Source organism: Stenotrophomonas sp. PS02298 (genome assembly GCF_029959445.1).
Lineage (GTDB): Bacteria > Pseudomonadota > Gammaproteobacteria > Xanthomonadales > Xanthomonadaceae > Stenotrophomonas.
Genome location: NZ_JASCOR010000051.1, coordinates 1 through 21,016 on the forward strand (window position 1 = coordinate 1; position 21,016 = coordinate 21,016).

Consider the following 21,016-nt stretch of genomic DNA (forward strand, 5'->3'; position numbering starts at 1 on the left):
CGTACTCGACAATCTGCCGAACCGCCTCGATCTTGAACTCATCCGTGTAACGCTTCGTACTCATAACCACCTCCGCGTAAGCCATAGTTTATGGCTGCGAGGTGTCTACGAAATCCTGGGCGATTCATACCGAGATCGAAACCTGGCGGCGGGAATACAACGAGGAACGACCGAAGAAGATCTTGGGCGGCCTGACACCGGCCGCCTATGCCCAACAGTTGGCGGCCAAAGCCGCTACGATTAAATCTGGACTCTAAAGGGCCCCGCTACTGAAAGCGGGGGGACGTCGCTCAGTACGCGGTGATAAATGGTTACGCTAAGTTTCTGGATTCCAAGGAGGCAGTAAGCGCAGCTGCTCTTCGTCGTGTGCTCGATACCTACCTGCCCTATGTTTCCTCAACGGTCTCGGACGCAAACTTCTGGGAAGAGCCTGTTGACGAATCAGAAGATTTTGAGCCAAACAAGGATTGGATTCCGCGCGTAGTCGCTGAGATGGTAAAAAAATTGGTTTCCAATGACGACTTTCCGCTTGCGGAAGTAGACTTCAAACATCTTTTCGATGCAATCATCAGCGTTAAGGAGCACGCGGAGGGAATCGAATCCTCGGATGACCCAATGACCGGCGCAATTAACAATACGCGCGGCGTTGCAGTTGAAGCGATGTTTCAATTCGTTCTGCGGAGGTGCAGAGAGTCTGATGAATCAAAGGGGGGGCACGAAGAGGAATGGGCTACACTCAAAGTCCACATCAATGATGAACTGAGTCGATGCGTTGAGGGAGGGGCACTTGAGTCCTCAACATTGTTCGCGTCTTATCTTGCTCAATTTTTGTACTTGGAAGAGCAGTGGGTGGCTGATAATGCGACGAAAATATTCCCATTCGACTACGCTGAGAATGTGTTGGCTGCATTGGCGGGCTTGGCGTTCGCAAATGCGACCCCTCGCGTATACGAGACTCTCAAGCAGGCCGACGTGCCGAGGCGGGCGTTGCAGCTCAATGAACTCACGGGCAGTGCGCGGGAGCACCTTATTGAGCGGATTGCTCTTGCCTACATATGGGGGAGTGAGGCGCTCGACTCCCATGTAATCACGGAAATGTTTTCGGATAGCCGGATCGATGACCTGATAGAGTTGGCTTCAACGGTTGCTAGGTGGTCCGGCGAAAAGCTGAAGCCAGAGCAAGCATTAAGGGCGAAGGAACTGGCGAGAGCGCTTGCGCTATTTGGATCTCGTGAGCCTGTCTCTAGGAGGAATCTCCTTGCGAAAACTTCACGTTTTATTGGCTTTGTGGCGGAGCCAATGGATGATGATATGCATTGGCTATTGTCTGTTGCGCCTTACGCGCATGGGCCGCACGGAGATGACGTCTTTCTCGAAGCGTTAGATAGAATGGTGGCGATGGATGTAGGCAAGGCGCTGCAGATTTTAAAGGCGTTTATGCAAGACTACTCGCTTGGCTACGATCATCGAGATAGGCTGCAGGGTCTTGTTCGTAAGTTTAACGCTGCTGGCTTCCATGCTGATGCCGTTTCGATCGTCAATACTTTGGTGGAGGATGGCGCTGGCCCTAAGTGGGTGGAGCTCTATAAGGAGCTAGTTGGAAAAATCCCTCCGCAAGAACCGTTGTGAGCGGAGTAGTGCGCGAGTGAGCCGGATATTGATAGAAGAAAAGTGCTCGCAAAGTTTTGTGATTCGCAGTTGATGTATGAGGCTTTTTCGCAGGAGGAGTAATGTCCTGTGAAGTGGATTGAATTCGAGCAGTCGGATGCCATGGATCACCTCCGCGGTTGACCCTATTTTGGGGTGTCCATGGAGTCGGGGCCAATCCAGGTTTACTTCGGTGAAATGAAGTCAGGACGTGATGGCTTATAAGCCAGCCGCCGCCGATTGGCGAAGATGGGCGTTCAATTCTGATCCCCCCCCACCAGCTCAAACGAAAAAACCCCCTGATTGCTCAGGGGGTTTTGCGTAATCTGGCGGAGAGAGGGGGAGGTACTGATCCGGAGACCTCTCTCCCTGACTGCTCGCAGATCGCAAACCGGACGTGTGTCCTGTGTTGTGTCCGGTCCATCATAACTTCCGAGCGGGGCGGGAAACAATGGGAGAGCGCCTTGACCTTGCCCCCCTTTAACAGGGAAGGGTAGAGCGGGCGGTCCAGGAGACTCTGAGCCGTCGTCCGTCCAGATGTTACAATCGGTTCCGCTGTCCGGCCCTTGACTGCACGGAAGATTCCGTTAGTTTGGAATCCTTGGCTGTTCAGTCTGTTAGAGCACTTTGTGGGCCCTTAGGAGAGCTTCAGTGACCTTGCGATACATCGGTTCGAAGACTCGCCTTGTGGATGGCTTGGCACCCTTCATCGGGCAATATTCCGGGAAAGGGCGCTTCGTTGACGCCTTCTGTGGCATGGGCTCTGTGGCAGCCCAGGCATCCCAGCTTGGCTGGCCTGTGTTGCTGAACGACCACCTGTCTTACGCTGCTGTCATGAGCTCGGCTCGGCTGACGGGCCGTAATCAGGTGCCCTTCGCTGAGCTGGGAGGCTACACCTCAGCGATAGAACGGCTGAACGAACTAGACGGCCGGCGGGGTTTCATCTGGAGCGAGTACAGCCCGGCTTCCTTGCAGCATTCCCGCGCAGGTATAGAACGTCGCTACTTCACCGAGGCCAACGCCGCGCGTATCGACAGCTGCCGTTCGCAGATCTTCGACTGGAGCAAGGCGGGGCTGCTGAATCCTTCAGAAGAACGGGTGCTGTTGGCAGATCTGCTCTCAGCTGCCAATCGTGTGGCGAATATTGCGGGCACCTACGGATGCTTCTTGTCGCGCTGGACGGCGCAGAGCCAAGGAAGCCTTTTGCTTCGTCCGCGTGATTTGGTCGACGAAGGGATGCCAGTCGACATTTCGGTGGGGGACGTGATGGATGTCAGCATTACCCCTGATGACACCGTCTACTTAGATCCCCCTTACACGAAGCGCCAATATGCGTCCTATTACCACCTCCTGGAAACGATCGTTCATGGCGATGCTCCCGTGGTGGAGGGTGTTTCGGGGCTTCGCCCTTGGCAGCATCTGGCATCCGACTTTTGCTACAAGCGAAAGGCGCTCGGGGCATTGGTTGGCCTGATTCGAGGTGTTGACGCACGGCGAGTCCTCTTGTCCTACAGCAGCGAAGGTCACGTTGATCTGGACGAGCTGACCGAACGTTTGGTTGACACTGGCGTTGTCAATGTTGAACCACTGGCAAGTATTGGTCGCTACAGGCCAAATCAGAAGGCGAGTGACAACGCTTCTAAGGTCAGTGAATACCTCGTCGTCATCGAGCCGAAGTCAGTGGCCTCGCTGCCAAGAATGAGTGCGACGGCACGGAAATGAGTTCACCTGGAACATTGGAACAAGCTCGGCTGCGAGCTGCGGCATCTCAGATTCGCGATTTCTCAAGCCAGTTCAAGTCTAAGCAGGAAGAGGCTCGATTCCAGTTGCTGGAGGCTGTGGCAGCACGCCTTGGCTCACACGACGTTGCAGAGTTCCAAGGAGCTTTTGGCCGGGCCTTGATTGCTCCAGCTGCTCAGCTGGACGAAGTCGCCGGCGCAGTGCTTGCACGGATTCGTGTGGCTGGCATTGAACCGGCCCTTGCTCTGAGTGCACTCTCTCGGGAGGCACTTACGGCGTCCCAGCAGAAAAGCACTGGGGCGTATCACACCGACTTTCGACTCGCTCAACGTCTGGCGAAGGTCTTGGCTCCGAGGCTAACTGCCAAAAGTAAGGTCATCGATCCGGCATCGGGTTCGGGGATTTTGCTTGTAGCGCTGACCTTGGCTGTATGCGGGGATGATCGTCGGATGACCGCTCGTTGGCTTCGGAATGGCGTCCATGCAATGGACCTTTCTGAAGCTGCGCTTCGCGGGGCAACATTGTCTCTAGCGGCGCTCACCGATGACCTTAGTGCGGTTATCGAGATGCGTAGCCGTTGGCGAGCAGGCGACAGCCTTGCGCTCGAAGCGGCAGAGTGGGAAAGGATGGCTCCGCGCGGCTTTGACGCGATCATTGCTAATCCCCCGTGGGAAAAAGTTCGTCTAACTAAGCACGAGTTCCTCTTGGGAAAGGGAACTGCTCGTCACTACGGCTCTGATCTCGAACACATGGACCGCGCGGCGTTCGAAGCATCGTCGGGCGAGGTGAGGTCTTACGCAGAGTTCCTGGCGAGGCGTTTTCCTCTCCTGGTGCGAGGCGAGCCAGACTTGTATGCGGCTTTCATGGCGCTTTACTTGAATCTGCTGAAGCCGGGAGGTCAGGCATCAGTCTTGGTTCCGGGGGGGCTGATACGCTCTCAAGGCACTCAGGCCCTCCGGGAAGCACTTTTCGACCGCGCTGAACAGCTGGAGATTGGGCTGTTCGACAATCGCGCCCGCTTCTTTGGAATAGATACCCGCTTTAAGTTCTTGGCGCTCAGCTTTACTCAGCACGCTAACACCCATACAAAGGAGCCTATCCAACTGACCCGTGAGGGTGGGACGGAAACAGAGACGGAGGTGTTGAGCCGAGTTCGCATTGGAAGGAAGACCCTGCGTGCAGTGCGGCCGGACCTGAGTGTGCCGGAGGTCCATAGCAATGCGAGCTGGGCATTATTCCAGCGTTTGGTTGAGCGTGGAGAGCGTATGGACGACCCTCTTTCGCCTTGGTTTGCAGAGTTCTGCCGCGAGGTCGACATGACAGGCCAGCGCTCATATTTCACACGGTGTCCGGGGAAGGGAAGGGTCGGAGTTATTGAAGGCCGTCATGTTCAGCAACACCGCTTTGGTGCGAAGGCCTACGTCGCTGGATCTGGCCGTTCTGCCGTCTGGGAAAGCCTTCCGTTGGGAGGGGCTGAGGTTGTTCCTCAGTTCTACATCGCTGCGAAGGACTGTCCTGCCAAGGCCCAAGAGCGCATCCAGCGCCGTAGGGTCGGCTTCTGTGATATCGCAGGTCAGACTAACGAGCGATCCATGATGGCAGCCCTGGTGGAGCCGGGCTATGTGTGCGGTAACAAGGTCCCAACAGTCTGCTTTCCCAATGACCCCGATGAGGATCGCCTCTTCGTGTGGCTGGCCGTCGTCAATAGTTTGACCTTTGACTGGATGCTCCGCAGGGTCCTTACGACCAGCATCAACTACTTTGTGCTCTTAAGTATCCCCATGCCCTCGATAAAGCCCAAAGGGTTGCCTTGGAGGCGTCTGGCCACCGCTGCCCGGGAACTTCATGAGCTTAACTTGGCTGCCAGAACCCCTGAAACCGACCGGGAGGCCGCAGGACTGCGCACCAGGATTGACGTCGAAGTGGCCCGTGCCTATAGCGTCACCCTTGCAGAACTTGATCTAATGGCCTCTGATTTCCCGTTGTTGGATCGGGGACAGCCTTCCTTGGAACAGGAAAGCCGCTCAACGATCACTTGGGACTCTGTGCTCGCCGGCATGTCCGGTGGCAAGGACCCTTGGCAACGGCGAATGGTTGCTGCGCAGGACGCAGGGGCGATCGCCTTTGTTCCAGCTCAGCATTCAGGTTTCGAGCCGGAGGAAGGGGGCACTTATGGAGCAGAGCGGGTCGAGTCAACGTAAAGGGGCGGCAGGTATCGCCCGAGTTCTTTGGAAGGAAATCCTCCCGGGAGACCGAAGGAAGTTTGTTGCGCAGTCTCACGACTCGGACACGGGAGGCGGTGCACGAGACCTTCGCTTCCGCGGAGACGAAGAGCTCAAGGCCATTGTCTTGGCGATGTTCCCAGTCCAAGAGAAGGCGAATCGAAGGCGGAACAAAGTCTCGACGACCATTACCCGTCACCGGGGGCAGTTCTGCTGGAAATCTGGTGCAGGTGTCAAGCAGGAAACTCACTCTGAAGCTGCCTACATCGAGCCTCCTACGAGCGCTCGGGAGGGTGAGTGGCGGATCACGCGCGTTCATACCTACGGCGTTTTTCAAGGGGCGATCCCGCCGATAACAGCAGGAGACCGTGTGCTGCTTCTGCTTATTCAGACGGATGATGGCAACATTTGGCCCCGGTTTACGACTGAGGCTTCGCTTCGCAAGGACAAATGGAGTGCGGCTGTGAAGCAGCAGATCCTAGGGTGCCTAGACAGCAAAAAATCTACGCGCAGAGCATCTTACGGGTTCTTCGATTTGCAAACTGGACGGATGCATTGCCATGTCTGATTCAGCATCTGTCCCCGTGCGCGAAGTCATGCATCTTCTGGCTTCATCGAAAAATGTGTTGCTTTCGGGCCCTCCTGGCGTTGGCAAGACGCGACTCCTTTCGGAGATTGCCGCAGCGTTTCAGGAGGGCGGTCTTGGTTCGCAGGGCACACCCACGCTAAGTCATGGCGATGATGTGGCCATCCAAGATGCGGAGGAGGCGAAGGTTTTTCGAACGGTTTTTCATCAGAACTCGAAATACCGGGACTTTGTAACTGGGGTTGCTCCAGCTATCGGTGAGGGCAAGGCCGGTCAGTTCACCATTGTAGAAGGCACGCTCTTCCGAGCAGCGCAGCATGCGCGCCAAGAAGGGTGCGCCTCTCTGTTGATCATCGATGAAATCAACCGAGGCCCGGCCGTGCAGGTCTTTGGTGGCTCCATGGTGGCGATCGAGGCGGACAAGCGCCTCAGTCCTGATGGAAGTCCTCACGGGCTCACGCAGTTCTTTGAAGTGATGATGCCGCCGATGGGTCTCATTGAGGAGTATGCACTGCCAGACCGTCTCTTCATCCTGGCGGTTCAGAATCAAGCAGACAGCTCAGTGGAGCCCATGGATGTCGCTTTCCTCCGTCGGTTTGAGCCGTACCGGCTCAATCCGGATGAAGCGGTCTTAAGAAGCCACTTTCAGATCGAAGGGGGCCATAAGCGGGAGCTTCCCGAGGAGCCCAGCGTCGTGGCCGACCTTGCCGAGGCAAGTGCCCGGGCATGGGTGGCGGTCAACGAAAGGATAGCCATCGGACGTGGAAGGGACTTTCAGGTAGGGCATGGCGTATTGATGCAGGCTTGGTCGGCATCCCTTTCTCTCGAAGAGGCGACAATACTGCTGGCTAAGGGATGGGACAAGGTGGTGGCCCATGTCGCAGAGGTCTTCTATGGGGACATCCGTAGCGTGGCGATTGCCTTGAACGCCACCGAGTTCCCAAACGAGGAGTCACCATTGAAGCTTGTCGAGCACACTTTCGGCACCGAGCTTCGATACGCTTTGGAAGGGGAAAGCCAGTGGACACGCGAGGCTTTGTATAAGGGCCTGCGAAGCATCGCGGGAACATAGCGCCCAATGGCTCGATTTTCCGTTGTTGAGTATGGGTCTCCGGCCAATCTTCTTCCTTTCATTGCTGGAGCGATGGGGAGAGGAGCTCAAGAGGCGGCGCGCTTGCTTTCGGATGCTGGCGGACGTATCGCCCGTCAAGTCGGGCTGAAGAAGTCGCCGATTGAGGTCAGTGGCTCGCATGTTTCATCTTCCAAAGTGGCTGGCTTGGTTCACTTGGGTCGTTCATGTGAGCTGGAAATCGCGCCAAAGTTCTTGGGGCGGCATGCTGACAGCGCCGGCTGGCGGGAAGATTTTTTCTTTCTAGCCATGCTTTCAAAGCACGGGCACGTCCTCAGCTCTGATCGCATTAGGGCGGACACTGCTGTAGATAGCGATCTCGACTCGCTACTGGCTCGAGCCATCACTGACATGTATTGGCAGCACCACCACCGCCTCGTTCGGTCATACAAAAAGACCCTCGAACACGATTTCTTTCTTGACGGGGATGTCGACCCGTTCGACTTGCGCGTTCCTGGACCATCGGGATACCCACAGGAGGTAATCCGCTACAGCAGGTCCAATCGTCACAATGCGATCATCTCGGCGGCCGCTGGCATTGCACGCCGGCATGTGCGACATCCAGCCATGAACGCAGATTTGTCACGGGTGAAGGCCCATTTGGGCCATCAGCCTCGTCTACCTCGTGGGCATTTGCTTCAGCAAATGGTTCCGGGTAGGTCACGGCGATGGCAGGCGCTGATGGATCTTTCGGTGGACGTAGTAAACGGTTTTGGCATGGGATTCAATGAAGGGGAGGCTAGGGCTCCTGGATTTGTCATGGCGACATGGCAACTATGGCAGGACCTCATCACGGTCGGTCTTCGTTTAGGCTTCGGGGATGGTCACGTTGTTGCAGAGCAGCCGTTGAGTCTAGGTAAGAGGTGCTATCCGGATGGGAAGATGGGAAGGCTAAATGTGAGACCTGACACGTCGGTTGCTCTAAATGGGCGCGAGTTCCACGTCGACGCGAAATACAAGGGGCGCCTGGAAAGTGGTCGTTTGTATGCGTCTGAGTCAGACATTTACGAGGCCATGGCCTTTTCCATGGCTAGTAAGGGACTTCCTGTGATACTGGCCTACCCTAGGCTTGCTTCAGCGCCGCTGACTCCGGTGGGAACGGTAGAGGTGTTGGAACAGGTTAGTGTAAAGGGTTGCGGGCCGATAGTCGCTGTCTCCATCGAGGTGCGAGGCATATCCCGCCGTGGGGCGCTCAAGTGCTTCGCTCAACAAATGAGACTTGGGATCGCGGATTTGTCCGAGATATTGCATTAAGGCGACGAACCGCGATATGGATGTCTCGGCTGTAATCGTCCGTTGACCAACAGGAGGGTCGCATGGCTGCAGTAGCAGGGGGAAGTATCTTCGGGAATGCGCAGCGAATCCTTTTCAAGGCTCTTCCTCCCGGGGATTGGAAGAAGTTTGGCGGGGTCTCTAACAATGACCCCAAGGCTGGGGGGGGCGCGCGCGATCTTAGATACAACGGATTCGAAGATTTTGAGCGTGTCGCTAAAGCTCTGTTCCCCACAAAGATGATTCGAAGAACCAGGGATGGTACACCTAAGCTGATCAGCGCCTATCAAGGATCTCTTAAGCACACCTTCGGCCCATCACTTTCGGATGACGCGTTCTTCGAGAATCCCACGGACGTAAGAGACGCTGAGTGGCGGTTCACCAAGGTCAGCTCGAAATCGCCGATTGCGCTTGCAACGCCGCAGGCCGGTGAGGATGATCTTGATATTCTGGTGTTGGTTCAGGAGAGTCCGGGCGAAGTGGTGCCTGTGTTCACTACGCTCAATACGATGCCGCCAGGTCAGATTTCTGCGTTCATCCACCAGGTATGTCAGGCCCCCCGAAAGTCGAGATCTGATGCTACACCTGCGGGTTTCCTGGACATCATGAGCAAGTGGAGTGACCACAACTAAAGCGGCGAGCCACTCTTGCCTTTGCCGATTGGACTACACCCGGGGGCTTATAGAAACTCCCTCGGGTGTTTTTTCGCCGCTTCAGTTTGTCAGCTGGGCATACATGACAAAGAGGAACATCGGCAGCCCACTCAGCACGGCGAAGGCCCCGACAGCGCCCATCAGGGTGAGGATGGTCATGGCCCACCACTGCCACCAGGTGAACCCCACATCGCGCGCCTGAGCCGCTCGGGCCTCAACCGGATAGCGAAGCGCCGCCTTCCGGGTTGCGCGTCGGGCCAAAAGCGGCCCAACGACGAACCCGAAAGGTCCAGTGAGGAGCAGGGCACCCGAATACCACCAGAAAAATCGGTCCCGTGGCGTCATGAGCTTGCGGCGGGCGGGCACCGGCTGGTCAAGCAGGGGAGGGGGCCCGCTCATTCGGCGTAGGCCCTCCAGCTCCCTGATTCCTTCGCATACCTAAGGTTCTTGCTGACCGGAATGGGCACCTGGCGGCCGCCGATATCGATGGAGACTTTCCCCTTGGTGTCGCAGCGGTAGCCCTCCACGTCTTGGGCCTCGACGCATCCGGTCAGTTCGAAGTCGCGGATGTCGCCAACCCGTCCAGCCCCGCTTTCCTCCAGAAGGGTGGCGAGTGCCCTTTCGGCATCGTTAGTAGACGGCGGGCCACCGCAAGCAGTGAGGGTAAGTGCAATGGCCAAGCCGGCCAGGGGAAACCTTGCGTTCATGGGTCAATCCTTGAGGGTGATGATAGGGCGGCCACAGGCCGCCCTGAATGGATGGCGAAAGACGGGGCTTACCGGTCGCGGTTCCCGTCTGTCTTGAAGCCTGCAATCCAGAGTCGGCTGTCCTTGAAGGGCGTCAGCATCCCCGATGGGCCAGGGTGCAGGTCGGCTGTCTGGATGAACCCAGAGACCCAAGCCACTCTCAGGGCCGTGTCGACGGCCCGGTCGGACACGCCAGGGCGGCTGACGTTGACGGCAAAAGGCTGTGCTGGCGGATTAGGGCCAGTAGACCGGCTGGCCCCCGTGTTGGCCTTGTTCGACGGCACTCGAACTCCCATCAGGCTGTCGCGCCCTTTCCAGAGGGCAGCCGTGTTGATCTCTGCCGTGTCGCCCAGGTCGTCGGTCTCCGTCAGGGCTGCATTGGCGCAGGTCCGGAAGGTCTCTGTCGTGGAGGCGGCAGCGCTGGTCCAGATCCGGGCTTCCACGGTCCAGCACGGCAGGGACACACCCCATTCCTGGAACGTCAATGCCACCCGGGGCCAGTCCAGTCGGCCTTGTTGTGCGAGCTGGTGGTTATCGGATTTGAAGAGCCCGGGCAGCTTCCCTGCACCGCTGACCGAGGTGTAGATCGGCTGGTTGCCAGAGGCTTGGCTTGCGGTAGCTGCGGTGGGCTTCACCCCAATCATCTGGCCGCCGGCATCCTTCAGACTCTTCCCCAACTGCCGGAAGAAGCCGGGCTGTTCCGCCTGCTGGGCGGACTGGTTGGCTTCCTGGGCTGATGCGATCTGGCTACTCAGCGACAGCGCAGCCGCCAGAGCGGCGGCCATCCTTGTGGTGTCCTTCATTAGGTGCCCCTGTAGACCGCCACGCCGGCGGCATTTACGATAATCGCAGATGTGCAATCGGGTTCCAACCGTCAGACTTGGGAGAAGTTCAGCTGTGGTGCAAGAACCCGGATGCCGCAACCCAAGACGCCAGCGACGGTCTATGGCAAGCGCCTGCGCAGCGCGCGGGTGGCCAAGGGCTGGACGCAAGCCCAGTTGGCGGAGCGGATTGGAATGGTCGACTCCGTCTCGGGAGCGACTCGGGTGAGCCGATACGAGACGGGCCAACACGACCCCGACCCGGCGACGTCTCAGGCGTTGGCTAAAGCATTGGGTCTGCCGGTGGCATATTTCCATGCCACCTCGGATACGCTGGCTGAAGTCATTCTGCTCGTGTCGAAGTTACCGGTCGCTAAGCAGAAGGAGGCGCTTCAGCGCCTTAGAGACATGGTCTCCAGAATGGACGTTGGGCGCTGAGAAAGCCTCGCTCCGTTATGTAGCCACTGGCTTGCCTGTAGTGCGGGCCTCCGAAAAGCGAGTCGCTATTCGATCAATCCTTTCATGGCGGCGACGCAAGGCGCTTTCATACAGGCGTGGTGATTTGGCTAAAGTTCTCGAAGCCGTTGTCGATACCCTTCTGGATGGACCAACGGCTTCTGTAGATGATTTGCCGGCAGCCAGTTGGCTTTATGAAAACCCAGGAGGCGAAAAATGCACGACGCAGACAAGGAAGAAGACGCCCAGAGCCAGGCTGACAGCAAGTCGAGTCCTATCCCACCTTTCGGGGACAGTTCCCAGGGGCACTTAGTGACAATCCTGGCTGGTGCACTAGGAAGTGGGGTTTGGGCAATCGGAAGCGAGGCAGCAAGGGTGCTGTTGACTGCCGTAGCTCAGTTCGAGTGCCATCAAGGCGACAGTTGGCACCTTGATCGGTCCTTGGTCTCGGGCGATACGGTGGAATCTCTTGTTCGCACGGGGAAAAGCAGGGCCATCGACGTCGCAAGGGCATGCGCGCTTGGAGCAGAGCTGCTGTGGCATGCTGACGCCTTCGAGAGGCATGCTGCATTCGTGCGAGCGCGCGAGGTGGAGCTGATTAGAATCCTTCTAGATTTCCTTGAGAGCAATGGAGAGGGTGATCAAGTGCGCGCGCTCCATGAATCTTTGCTCGAGAGCTTCGCTGCGGCTTTCAAAGCCGAGTTAAACGCTTCGTTGCCACTGAAGGAATACTTGAAGTCGCTGCCGAGACGAATCTAAGCGTGCCCCTGAAACGTGTCAGTGAACATGTCGTTGATGGGGCCGCCCTTGGCTTTCGATTCGCGATGATTCTTCCCGCGCCCAAGCCTTTTTCTTAAAGCTAAGAGTTCGTCAGAGGAAGCTCCCCCCTAAGAAGGGGGGGGGACTTGGCAGAGACTGGACTGAAGAGTCAACGCGGATCGAAGAGACGGCGGAACTACTATTCGGGCACGCAGAGGTGCTTTAGCTCGGCTACCCCAAAGCTCATGGGTAGAACTTGCTTGGGTCAGACAGCTGATCGGCAAACTGGCCCCGCTGATACTTAGGCAGTTCGACGCTCGGCTGGTAACGCTTGATGGTGCGAATCTTCTTCTTCTGAGCGTATGCCGGTTTCTTGTGGAAATACGCCTCGTGCAGGACAGCGACCCTTTTGTTAGCTGAGTGCCCAGTGATGAGGGCAATGACCTCGTCTGGGATGTCCTGGTGGTGAAGCTCGGTTGCTAGCGTATGGCGGAACGCGTGGAAGCCGACGCCTTTTTTGAAGCCTAAGCGTTTCATGTAAGTGCTGAACTGGTTGAGCGCGGCTTGGCTGTAACGTGCGTTCGAGTCGCCTGTCTCACGGTTCACGCCGGCGGAAAGGTGGGGGAACAGGCGCGGGTGTCCGCACTGGCGTATGTCTTCGACGTAGTCTAGGAAGCCGGCGTCGATGAGCGGCTGCGCGATCGGCACATCCCGGACGGCCGACTTGCCTTTTAGGCGTTGGCGACTTCTTCCTCGACTCTTGTGTGCCAGGTCTGGGTCGATCGTGACCCGGATGCGTATCCACCAGATGCCGGCGTCGTGCACGATGTCGGCCACTTTCAGTTGCGCAACCTCGTTGATCCTCGCGCCGGTGTATAGGCCGATCATGGGCATCCACCACCGGTGGGGATGACACTTCGCCCACGGAATGAAGTTCTCAGGCGCGAAGATCTTTTTGAGGTCCGCTTCGTCAAAGAGCCTCTCTGCTTTGTCGGCGTCTACCGCCAGATCGTCTTTGAACTTCTTGAAGCCGGCCATGGGAGACGCTGGGATCGCGTTGGCTTCGACTAGGCCCTTGAAGAAGGTCGACAGGAAACGCCGATGCTTTTCCAATGTCTTGGGGGCCAGGGGAGGAACGGCCAGCTCCTTGCCCAGCGCGACGGCCTGGTCATACGTGTAGTCGCGATACTTGGGGTCGGAGAGAAGCAACGGGGGAGCCCACCGCAGCAACTCCCACAGACGATAAATATGGGCATGGTCGATGCGCGAAACGGGGATGTCGCCGCAGGTCAGCTTAAGCAAGTTGAGGGTGCGGAGCGTAGATCCAGTTGTGTCCTTGGCCAGATTACGGTCGTCTCTGGACCTCACGTAGTCGGCGATCTCGACAGACAGCAGACGAGGGGCGGAAGCGATGGGAAGCGGGGCGGGATACTGAGTGCATCCATTGGCTCGACGACTGCGACGCTGGCGGTCATCGGCTCGGTCCAGCATCTCCTGGGCGTGGATGGCCGCCTCCCGCCCAGTGATGTTCAACTCTTCGATACGAAGGTTGCCCATCTGGACGCCCTTGAGCTGGAGGGTGCCCATCGGGTGAAGCAGGTATTGGTTGAGGTGTTCTAAGGCGGGGGAGGGCATTGCTTGGCTTCCATCGGAACGATGGAAGTACCAATAAAACAGGTCCCCAAATGGTCAATACAAAACGGCGCTCAATCTTAACGCCGTAAGCGTTGCGGCTGGCCAAGCGCTGCTCAGCGAAGCGCCCGATCTGTACCGGCCACCATTTCCTTGGATTTCTCAGTTAAAACAATAGTTTGGGATCTGCGTTCCCTGAAAACTCTGGAGTCATTTTGGTACTGTTTAACTGAAATAAGCTAACCATTCATTTTTTGAATGATGAATGCAAGATAAACGGGCAAAAACATTGATGAGCCGTAACCAGTGCTTTTCCTATCATCCGGCTGCCACATGTAGTGGCTAGGAGAGACGTTATGGCGAAGAACGAGCAGACGAGCCCGAAGGCGGCGAAGGCCGCAAGTGCAGTTTTGCGTGACGATCGAACCGGCAGTAAATCCAAGACGGCGGCGGGCTCTGCTCTGAGTCAGGCCCCGGACAAGGGCAAGAAGAGCAAGAAGTAGTTTCAAGGGCCGGCACCAGTCGGTGCCGGCTTCTATCGCACCACAGGGCAAGGGAGCCAAGATGACAGGGATTGCGTCGCTTCGATCGTCATCCAGCGGTGAGTCAACACCAGATCTGAACAAGCACGAGTGGACCGATGAAGTTCGATTCCTCCCGTATTGCGGTGACCTTTACTGGGATGGCATGAACGGGCAGCGGATCCTGCTGTTGGGGGAGTCGCACTACCGGAAGGAGGGGGTGGCCGATTCACTTGATGTGACCCGGTCCTTCACTCGAAATACTTTCCGGGGGATGGCAGAGCCGGTCCGGGAACGCGAGGATAGTCCCTTCTTCAGGGCGCTGGACCTGGTGCTCACCGCGCGACAAGACTTCCAACCGCTGGAAGCTGCGGACGCATGGCGGCGAGTAGCCTTCGCCAACCTGTCTCAAGCCTTCGCCGGCTCCCAGGCCAATCACCGCCCCCGCAATGAGGCGCTGAGGAAGGGTGGTGACGTGCTGGTCGGGGCGATATTGCCGGTTCTTAGGCCAACTGTTGTCCTCGTCCTGGGCAGGACCACTTGGCGGTTCCTTCGGCATGGCCGCCGCGAGGGGGGCATTCCTCCATTTGTGGCGGAGCAGGTGAACCGTGGCGACAGCAAAAGGCGATACCTTGAAAACCGAGATGTGTGGTCGCTGGATTATGTCGGGGGCTCAGCGCTCATGACCTGGGTCTATCATCCCTCTTGGAATGTGGACACGTGGCAGGACAGGGCCGGAGCACTGCGTTACCTAGCATCCCTGCGGTGCCAGCCCTGAGAGTGGTCAGAGTGGCTTTTGGGTCGAGGACTAGTGCATGAGTGAATCAGCCGAAGTGTCAAAAGTGGTCCGCAAAACTGCTCAGAGTGGCAAGTTGGACTATGTCCCTGTCGTTGTCCTCAACGAGAACACGAGGACCAAGCTGCACGTGGTCGGGTGGCTGATTCCTCACACTAGCCACACCGAGTTCTCTATAAAGCTCGAGGGGTTCAAGAAGACCAAAGCCTCGCCCTGGGAGGAGGATCCGATCAAGACCATCACCTTGACCGAGACCTCCACGCTCAAGCTGTTCAAATACCTTCAGACTCACCTGCCTTTGGCCCAGCAATCTGAAGCAGGGGAGTTCATTCTCATCAGGGCGGCGAACGGAACCGTCGACCTCACCGGGCATGACCCGCAATCCTTGGTCGGCGCGCTAACCAAGGTGTTGTCGCAAGCAGAGCTGGTCAAGCACTTGGCCAGCACTGAGCTGACACATGAGTTGACCGAGGCGCTTCGGGGATCCATTCGGCTCAATGAGATGCGCTCAGCGGTTGCTGAGCTACGGTCCACCTTGGGCCGTGGTGAGTCGGCTGAGCAGGTCTACCAATCTTGGTGCGAAAGGCACTGCTGGGCCTTTGGGAACGCCTACGTGGTCAGGGACGAGGTGAGGGCAATCACCACAGGAGACAACATCGACTTGATGTTGCCTAGCGTGATTGCTGGGTATCGAGACATCGTCGAGCTGAAGCGGCCGGACATGGATGTGCTGCTGTATGACAGGGCGCACAAGAACTACTACTTCTCTGCGGACGTATCGAAGGCCATTGGCCAGTGCCACCGTTACCTCGACATGCTTCATGACTTCGCAGACAAGGGATTGGTTGACCACAAAGAGGTAGTGGCTTACCACCCCAGGGCCACAATCGTCATTGGACGCTCTCATGACTGGACGGATGAGCAGCAGCGAGCACTTCACGGCCTCAATCGGCGTATGCATGGAATCACGGTCATCACTTACGACCACCTCCTGGCTCAGGGTGAGCGGTTGATAGAGATGATGGTGCCGACGGCGGGCCTTGAAGCTGCGGCGGTCGAGGCCGTCGAACCCGACGACGACATTCCCTGGTAGGCCATGACCAGGTATAAAGAGATTTCCCAACCCGCCACGAAGGACGTCGAGATGAGCGTTGCAGTCTACAAAGATACCCCTCATCTAAAAGTATGCGAGGGAAGCTCGGAGTTGGGCTCGACTCCATACATCTCGTTCGAGGAATATTTGACTATTCCAGGACTGGAGGACGCGGATATTCGCTTGGAGTTTGCTAACAAGCCGGGTCTGGAAGAAGTGGAAGACCTGCGGCGCAGGCTGAAGAGCGCCGGGCTAGTCTTTGTGGTCCAGCGGAGAACCTAGGCTGCCCGGAGGAGAAGAACGGGATGTGGCTGCCCTGAAGGCAGCCCGCCGTTCTCGTATCAAAGGGGGCGCTCTGCCACGGGCTTAGGGGGAGAGAGATGGATCATTTCGAGAACGTAGTGCTGGACTTTCTCCGGGCAGACCGGCGGTTGTTCATCAATGCGCAGTGCTGCATCCAACTGAACCCTGGCAGCAATCCTGATACCAGTGGGCCTCACTGGTATTGCGACGCGGTGGCTGTGAGTGTTCGTGACCGAGCGGCTTACCTTTGCGAAATCTCTTATGCGGTTCGCTTGCCTGCATTGTTGAACCGCCTGAAGAGCTGGGACCAGCATTGGCTTGGATTAAAGGAGGCGTTGGCCCGGGACTGTGGTATCCCCCTTGATTGGACGCTTCAGCCATGGCTATTCGTTCCCAACGACCGCATCGAGCGCTTGCTTTCGGGCGCACGTGCGCTATCACTGATGCCAGAGCCGCGGATAACGGCCTTGGAGGATGTCCTCCCTTGGCGCTACCGATCTTGGGACCGTGGAGACTATCTGGATTCTGGCCATGACTGACTTCAACCTCAAAGCGCCTAGCTTTGCTTTGCTCCAAGCTTCCATGGCTTGTTGGAAATGTGGCTCAGGAACCCTGGTCACTGCCATCTGGGTGCCTCGCCTCACAGAGTTCGATGAGGAGGGCGAACTGGAGGTTGCTGATGCTGCTGTCCTGCAATATGTCGAATCGTTGGACGCAGCCGCCGAGGCGTTCGTCGTCCAGGCCGCACCACTCCTACGTATCGGCCGGTCGCAGACTGCCGGCGTCAACTATTGGGCCAACCATTGTTCCCACTGTGACGCCCTCCAGGGAGACCACTTTGTGATGGGCGTGAATGGGCCTTTCTTTCTACAATCCCGAGATGAGCTTGCTTCGTTGACCGTCCACCCAGCTGGCAGTGGCCTCAGGGCGTCTGCCGGCTATTCGGAGTCGGGATGGATGAGCTGGGTCTCTCGAATGTTTGGAGAGAGCCAGTGAAAGCTTAGGCTTGGGTCCTTGCAATAGATGGCGACTTTGCATCTGTGCGACCGTTTCCCCTCAGTGCGGAGTAAAGATGATGACGGAGTCGCCGAAAAGCCCATTCGACGGTTTTGAGGATTTGTTCAGAGCTTACCGAAGCTGGACCGAGGAGCTGAAGACGGCGACTGAGCCCGCGCTGCGGGTCCAGAAACAACTTCACGATCATCTGGAGCGTTTTCGAACTGGATTCAGCGCCTGGTCTGAGAGCCCTGCGACCAAGGAGATGCTCGAGAGCCTGCGTAAGACGCTCATCTCGGTTGCGGAGTTCCCTAATCGGTTCCAGAGCCAGCTGTTGGGACTGGCTCAGCATGGCTGGTATATCGATCCCGAGATGCCACTGACGGGCATTCGCTCGCTTAATGATGCGTTCGAGAGCGGAGCAGCTGATCAAGCCAGTGCGGAGCTTGAAGAATATTTTCGGCAGAACCTCGATGTGATCGAGGAGCGTCTTCTCGGCCTCCACCCAAAGAGGGCGCACGTCTTAGCGGCAGCGTTCAACGCGCACCGTTTGGGGAACTACCTGCTGAGCATCCCAGTAATGCTCACCCAGGCCGATGGCATCGCGCAAGATATGCGGGGGAGGCAGTTGTACAGTGCTCGACAGACCAAGGGAATCGGCGGGCTGATCGACGGCCTGGAGGCGAATGATCTTAACCGCCACCTTTGGGAAGTGTTTCGCACCCAGTCACCCCTTTTGTCCTCCACTGATAGCCTTCCTGCGGACTTCTCAGGTCTCAACCGGCACAAAGTTCTTCATGGGATGGACTACAACTATGGTTCGGAGACGAACGCATTGAGGGCGGTTTCTCTGCTGAACTTCGCAAGCTTTGCCTTGGCTGACAGGAAGGATAGCGCTGGAGGTGACGGCTGACCTCATTCTGGAAAGGAGTTGCATGTTTCCGAAGGCCTTTTATATACTGGGATTGTTGAAATGACGCCAACTTCCCGGGCGATTTTGCGGCATATCCTAAAACGAAGTGGAGCTACCGGGGGGCGGGGCGAATGCTGAAGTTGACGGAGGGTGCTAGGGAGGAAGGGTCGACTAGCAACTTCTGGCCTAGCGGTTGCATTTCCGTTTGAAGTGAGATATGATTGAAGGTTTGTAGTTCACACAAACTCAAGGATCGGATCATGACATTCGAAGAGCTCGTTGCTTCTGCCCAAAACACGGTGTTCGACGCCGATGCAGCTCTTGCGCTGCGGGAGGCAATCAGGCTTTCGAATGAGGAGTTCGAGCGCCAAGAGCGGCAGCGTGCCGTCACCGCGGAGGTGCTGGCGTATACCTGCAGTCTCTAAAGACATTTCAGTGACGAAACAAAAGCAGCCTTGGGGCTGCTTTTTTAATGGGTCAAGGATCGACGATGATTCCCTTTCTTATTTCACAGTTCGCAAAAGAAGCTTTGAGCAACCTGGTCAAGGAATGCTTTGGATCTGATTTTCCTGATATTTTGACTAAACCGCAGGTCGACTATATTTATCGATACTTGGCTGATCTTGGTGCAGAGTCAGTAGTGCTTGAGTCCCAGTATGTTGATCGGGATTATCTTGATGATTTTTCCAAGTTTTATGCCCGCCAGTTTAGCAATCGGGGGCATATGTGTGCGCGACTTCATTTCTTCGCTCGGGCGGTTAACCACGCAGTAATAGAATCGGTGGTGTCGGGTAGTGCGGATGAAAAGGAGCAGAAGTCTATTGAAGAGTCTTATCTCGGTTTTATCGTGGTCCGTCCGTTGCCTCGAACCTTCATTGGTCGCATGTGTCTAAAAGGGTATCCGCAAAGCGAAGGTCAGTCGGGCAGCAGACATCTGCTGACGCGCGAATATCGTGTGTCGCTGTTCGGCATGTCGCTTAAGGTCGATTCTATTGCGTTCCAAGAGCAAGATAAGGTTGTGGCGGCATGTGCAACGACTGCGATTTGGTCATTGCTCCACGCGAGTGGATTTTTCCCGGTAACGGAAATTCCTTCGCTTAGTCAGATTACGACTGATGCCATTAACTTCATTCCTCAGTCCAACAATGGCTTCCCAAACAAAGAGTTGTCCAACAAGCAAATTTTGCGTGCCCTTGATGTTAGGGGACTTCGTCATCACGCACACAAAGCTCCTGGTGGGGATGCTTCATGGTTAATCGAGACGATTAAATCCTATGTAGATAGTGGCTACCCGTTGATTTTGGTTTGTCAGGTGGGTAAGGTTTTCTCGGAGGACGGTGAGGATCCGGGAGGCGAGCGCTTGGCAAAAGATGTTGGTGGCCACGCCGTAACCGTTGTTGGCTACAAGGCTGGCAGGATTGGTGAGGGCGCGGCGTTATATTTGCATGATGATCGCACCGGGCCTTTCGCTCGCGCTGTCGTGGCTCCCCAGGGCGCCTATAAACTGGAAGAATTTTCCGCGCATAATGGCGGCTCGGACAAGGGAGTAGTTCTTGAGCTTCAGCACAAGGGCCCTGGCGGCTGGGCGCGCGCCCATGAAGTTCTTGTGCCCACGACTCTGATTGCAGCCACTCCCCGCAACATACGCGTGTCTGCCGATGCTGTGAGGCAGCTGGGCGTGGCACTGACAAAGATGGTGGGGGTGGTTTCTGGTGCACCTCTTGAAGCCGGAGAGTTTACGGCCGAAGTCACTTTGAGTTCAATAAACGATATTAAGGCGGAGTTCCGCAAGGACATGCGCATGCGGCGTGTCGTTGGCATGGACCAGTCAAGTCGCTCATTGAGTGATTCAAAAAATAGATTGGCATTCTTGACTCAGAACTTTGCTCGATATCAATGGTGTCTTGATTTGAAGAGCGCAGGGCGTCGCCTATTTCGGGTCATGGTCGATGCGACTGATATTCCTCAGGGTGATGCGGTTTCGGCCATAATCTATGACCAAGACGGATTTGAATTCGTTGAGGTGTTGCGTCAGGCCGCCACCGTGCAGCATAAGTACGCACAAGAGCTAGGGGATTCGGCGCTGTTTGATTCGTTCGTTAGGCATTTTATTCCGCGAGTTTCAGGTATTGCAGAGTATCTCGACAGCAAGTTTGGGCCATTGCGTGCGCCAACTTATCTCAAGGCGCCTGAAATATGCGATGGTAGATTGACGGCCAATACATCAAGAAGGGTATTCTACGAGCCGTCAGATCAATCCTTGGACGAGATCTTCGTTGGTCGCGGTAGCAATCTTCTTATTTGGGTTGTGAATGAGGAGGGTGCGCTAGTTGTAGGGATTGAGGAGGCCCAGTCCAATATTGGTCATCCTGCCCTAACGGGGTCGAAACCAGCACGTATCGCCGGTGAGATAAAAAGAGGGGATGGGGGGTGCTGGGTCGTGAACGGTAAGTCTGGTCGCTACAGCGGTGATTATTCTGATAAGGATACTCTTGTGGGGAACGCTGTTTCCCGTTTCACCAGATATTTTGGTCATGTCGGTGATTCATTCCGTCAAGAGTGATTATTCAAAAGCTTGGGGTTCTTGTCGTTTTGAAGGCGCGTTCTATTTGATCGGCATCGAATCCGGTGTTCTGGAACGTTTGAGGCGCGTAAAGCAAGAGCGCACTTAGGCGTTCCTTCGGAACGCGTGCGCCAAGGGCTCCGCCCCTGGAACCCCAAGCCTCGTGGA

General features: G+C 56.6%; 20 protein-coding genes and 1 pseudogene. 17 read left to right on the forward strand and 4 right to left on the reverse strand.

The features are described from left to right. Positions 1 to 122: 122 nt before the first annotated feature. The 7 genes and pseudogenes from QMX78_RS09620 to QMX78_RS09650 all read left to right on the forward strand — a co-directional run. Positions 123 to 257 (forward strand): annotated as a pseudogene (locus QMX78_RS09620) (integrase core domain-containing protein); the annotation flags it as partial. Between the two features lie 43 nt (positions 258 to 300). Further along, positions 301 to 1,629 carry a hypothetical protein gene (locus QMX78_RS09625; protein ID WP_282268842.1) on the forward strand — a complete coding sequence of 443 codons (1,329 nt, stop codon included), beginning with the start codon at positions 301 to 303 and terminating at the stop codon, positions 1,627 to 1,629. Positions 1,630 to 2,298: 669 nt separating this feature from the next. Further along, the gene (locus QMX78_RS09630) at positions 2,299 to 3,369 is read left to right on the forward strand and encodes a DNA adenine methylase (protein ID WP_282268843.1); all 1,071 of its coding nucleotides are present in this window, start codon (positions 2,299 to 2,301) and stop codon (positions 3,367 to 3,369) included. After that, entirely contained in the window at positions 3,366 to 5,588 is a 2,223-nt protein-coding gene (locus tag QMX78_RS09635; RefSeq protein ID WP_282268844.1) for a class I SAM-dependent methyltransferase, read from the forward strand. Before QMX78_RS09630 ends, QMX78_RS09635 begins: the two co-directional genes overlap by 4 nt. A 581-nt stretch (positions 5,589 to 6,169) precedes the next feature. Continuing rightward, positions 6,170 to 7,267 carry an AAA family ATPase gene (locus tag QMX78_RS09640; RefSeq protein WP_161770377.1) on the forward strand — a complete coding sequence of 366 codons (1,098 nt, stop codon included), beginning with the start codon at positions 6,170 to 6,172 and terminating at the stop codon, positions 7,265 to 7,267. Between the two features lie 6 nt (positions 7,268 to 7,273). Next, positions 7,274 to 8,578: a hypothetical protein gene (locus tag QMX78_RS09645; protein ID WP_282268848.1), complete on the forward strand. Its 1,305-nt coding sequence runs from the start codon at positions 7,274 to 7,276 to the stop codon at positions 8,576 to 8,578. Positions 8,579 to 8,640: 62 nt separating this feature from the next. Beyond that, positions 8,641 to 9,228, forward strand: a complete 588-nt coding sequence (locus tag QMX78_RS09650; protein ID WP_161771065.1) for a hypothetical protein — start codon at positions 8,641 to 8,643, stop codon at positions 9,226 to 9,228. 81 nt (positions 9,229 to 9,309) lie between these two features. Here the strand turns inward: QMX78_RS09650 and QMX78_RS09655 are convergent, their stop codons facing one another. The 3 genes from QMX78_RS09655 to QMX78_RS09665 all read right to left on the reverse strand — a co-directional run bounded on the left by QMX78_RS09655 (position 9,310) and on the right by QMX78_RS09665 (position 10,798). Continuing rightward, positions 9,310 to 9,648, reverse strand: a complete 339-nt coding sequence (locus QMX78_RS09655; RefSeq protein WP_282268850.1) for a hypothetical protein — start codon at positions 9,646 to 9,648, stop codon at positions 9,310 to 9,312. After that, positions 9,645 to 9,956, reverse strand: coding sequence for a hypothetical protein (locus QMX78_RS09660; RefSeq protein WP_282268852.1), 312 nt, complete (start codon positions 9,954 to 9,956; stop codon positions 9,645 to 9,647). The genes QMX78_RS09655 and QMX78_RS09660 overlap by 4 nt, the downstream gene beginning before the upstream one ends. Before the next feature lie 68 nt (positions 9,957 to 10,024). After that, positions 10,025 to 10,798: a hypothetical protein gene (locus QMX78_RS09665; RefSeq protein WP_282268854.1), complete on the reverse strand. Its 774-nt coding sequence runs from the start codon at positions 10,796 to 10,798 to the stop codon at positions 10,025 to 10,027. A gap of 111 nt (positions 10,799 to 10,909) precedes the next feature. On the opposite strand from QMX78_RS09665, the gene QMX78_RS09670 reads away from it, so the two are divergent. Continuing rightward, positions 10,910 to 11,254, forward strand: coding sequence for a helix-turn-helix transcriptional regulator (locus QMX78_RS09670; RefSeq protein ID WP_282268856.1), 345 nt, complete (start codon positions 10,910 to 10,912; stop codon positions 11,252 to 11,254). A 1,020-nt stretch (positions 11,255 to 12,274) separates the two neighbouring features. Here QMX78_RS09670 and QMX78_RS09675 read toward each other — a convergent pair. Further along, positions 12,275 to 13,666, reverse strand: coding sequence for a site-specific integrase (locus QMX78_RS09675; protein ID WP_282268858.1), 1,392 nt, complete (start codon positions 13,664 to 13,666; stop codon positions 12,275 to 12,277). A 353-nt stretch (positions 13,667 to 14,019) separates the two neighbouring features. On the opposite strand from QMX78_RS09675, the gene QMX78_RS09680 reads away from it, so the two are divergent. The 9 genes from QMX78_RS09680 to QMX78_RS09720 all read left to right on the forward strand — a co-directional run bounded on the left by QMX78_RS09680 (position 14,020) and on the right by QMX78_RS09720 (position 20,848). Continuing rightward, positions 14,020 to 14,166, forward strand: a complete 147-nt coding sequence (locus QMX78_RS09680) for a hypothetical protein (RefSeq protein ID WP_282268860.1) — start codon at positions 14,020 to 14,022, stop codon at positions 14,164 to 14,166. Positions 14,167 to 14,227: 61 nt separating this feature from the next. Next, on the forward strand, positions 14,228 to 14,962 hold the full coding sequence (locus QMX78_RS09685; protein WP_282268862.1) for a hypothetical protein: 735 nt from the start codon (positions 14,228 to 14,230) through the stop codon (positions 14,960 to 14,962). 37 nt (positions 14,963 to 14,999) lie between these two features. Next, the gene (locus QMX78_RS09690; RefSeq protein ID WP_197594982.1) at positions 15,000 to 16,073 is read left to right on the forward strand and encodes a Shedu anti-phage system protein SduA domain-containing protein; all 1,074 of its coding nucleotides are present in this window, start codon (positions 15,000 to 15,002) and stop codon (positions 16,071 to 16,073) included. 51 nt (positions 16,074 to 16,124) lie between these two features. After that, positions 16,125 to 16,355, forward strand: coding sequence for a hypothetical protein (locus tag QMX78_RS09695; RefSeq protein ID WP_134971706.1), 231 nt, complete (start codon positions 16,125 to 16,127; stop codon positions 16,353 to 16,355). A 98-nt stretch (positions 16,356 to 16,453) separates the two neighbouring features. Then, complete coding sequence (locus QMX78_RS09700; protein ID WP_282268870.1) at positions 16,454 to 16,915, forward strand: hypothetical protein; 462 nt, start codon at positions 16,454 to 16,456, stop codon at positions 16,913 to 16,915. Then, entirely contained in the window at positions 16,908 to 17,372 is a 465-nt protein-coding gene (locus QMX78_RS09705) for a hypothetical protein (protein ID WP_282268872.1), read from the forward strand. Before QMX78_RS09700 ends, QMX78_RS09705 begins: the two co-directional genes overlap by 8 nt. Before the next feature lie 76 nt (positions 17,373 to 17,448). Beyond that, positions 17,449 to 18,285 (forward strand): hypothetical protein, encoded by an 837-nt coding sequence (locus QMX78_RS09710; protein ID WP_282268873.1) that lies wholly within the window; start codon positions 17,449 to 17,451, stop codon positions 18,283 to 18,285. 260 nt (positions 18,286 to 18,545) lie between these two features. Continuing rightward, on the forward strand, positions 18,546 to 18,710 hold the full coding sequence (locus QMX78_RS09715) for a hypothetical protein (protein WP_282268876.1): 165 nt from the start codon (positions 18,546 to 18,548) through the stop codon (positions 18,708 to 18,710). A 65-nt stretch (positions 18,711 to 18,775) separates the two neighbouring features. Continuing rightward, positions 18,776 to 20,848, forward strand: a complete 2,073-nt coding sequence (locus QMX78_RS09720; RefSeq protein ID WP_282268878.1) for a hypothetical protein — start codon at positions 18,776 to 18,778, stop codon at positions 20,846 to 20,848. Positions 20,849 to 21,016 lie beyond the last annotated feature (168 nt).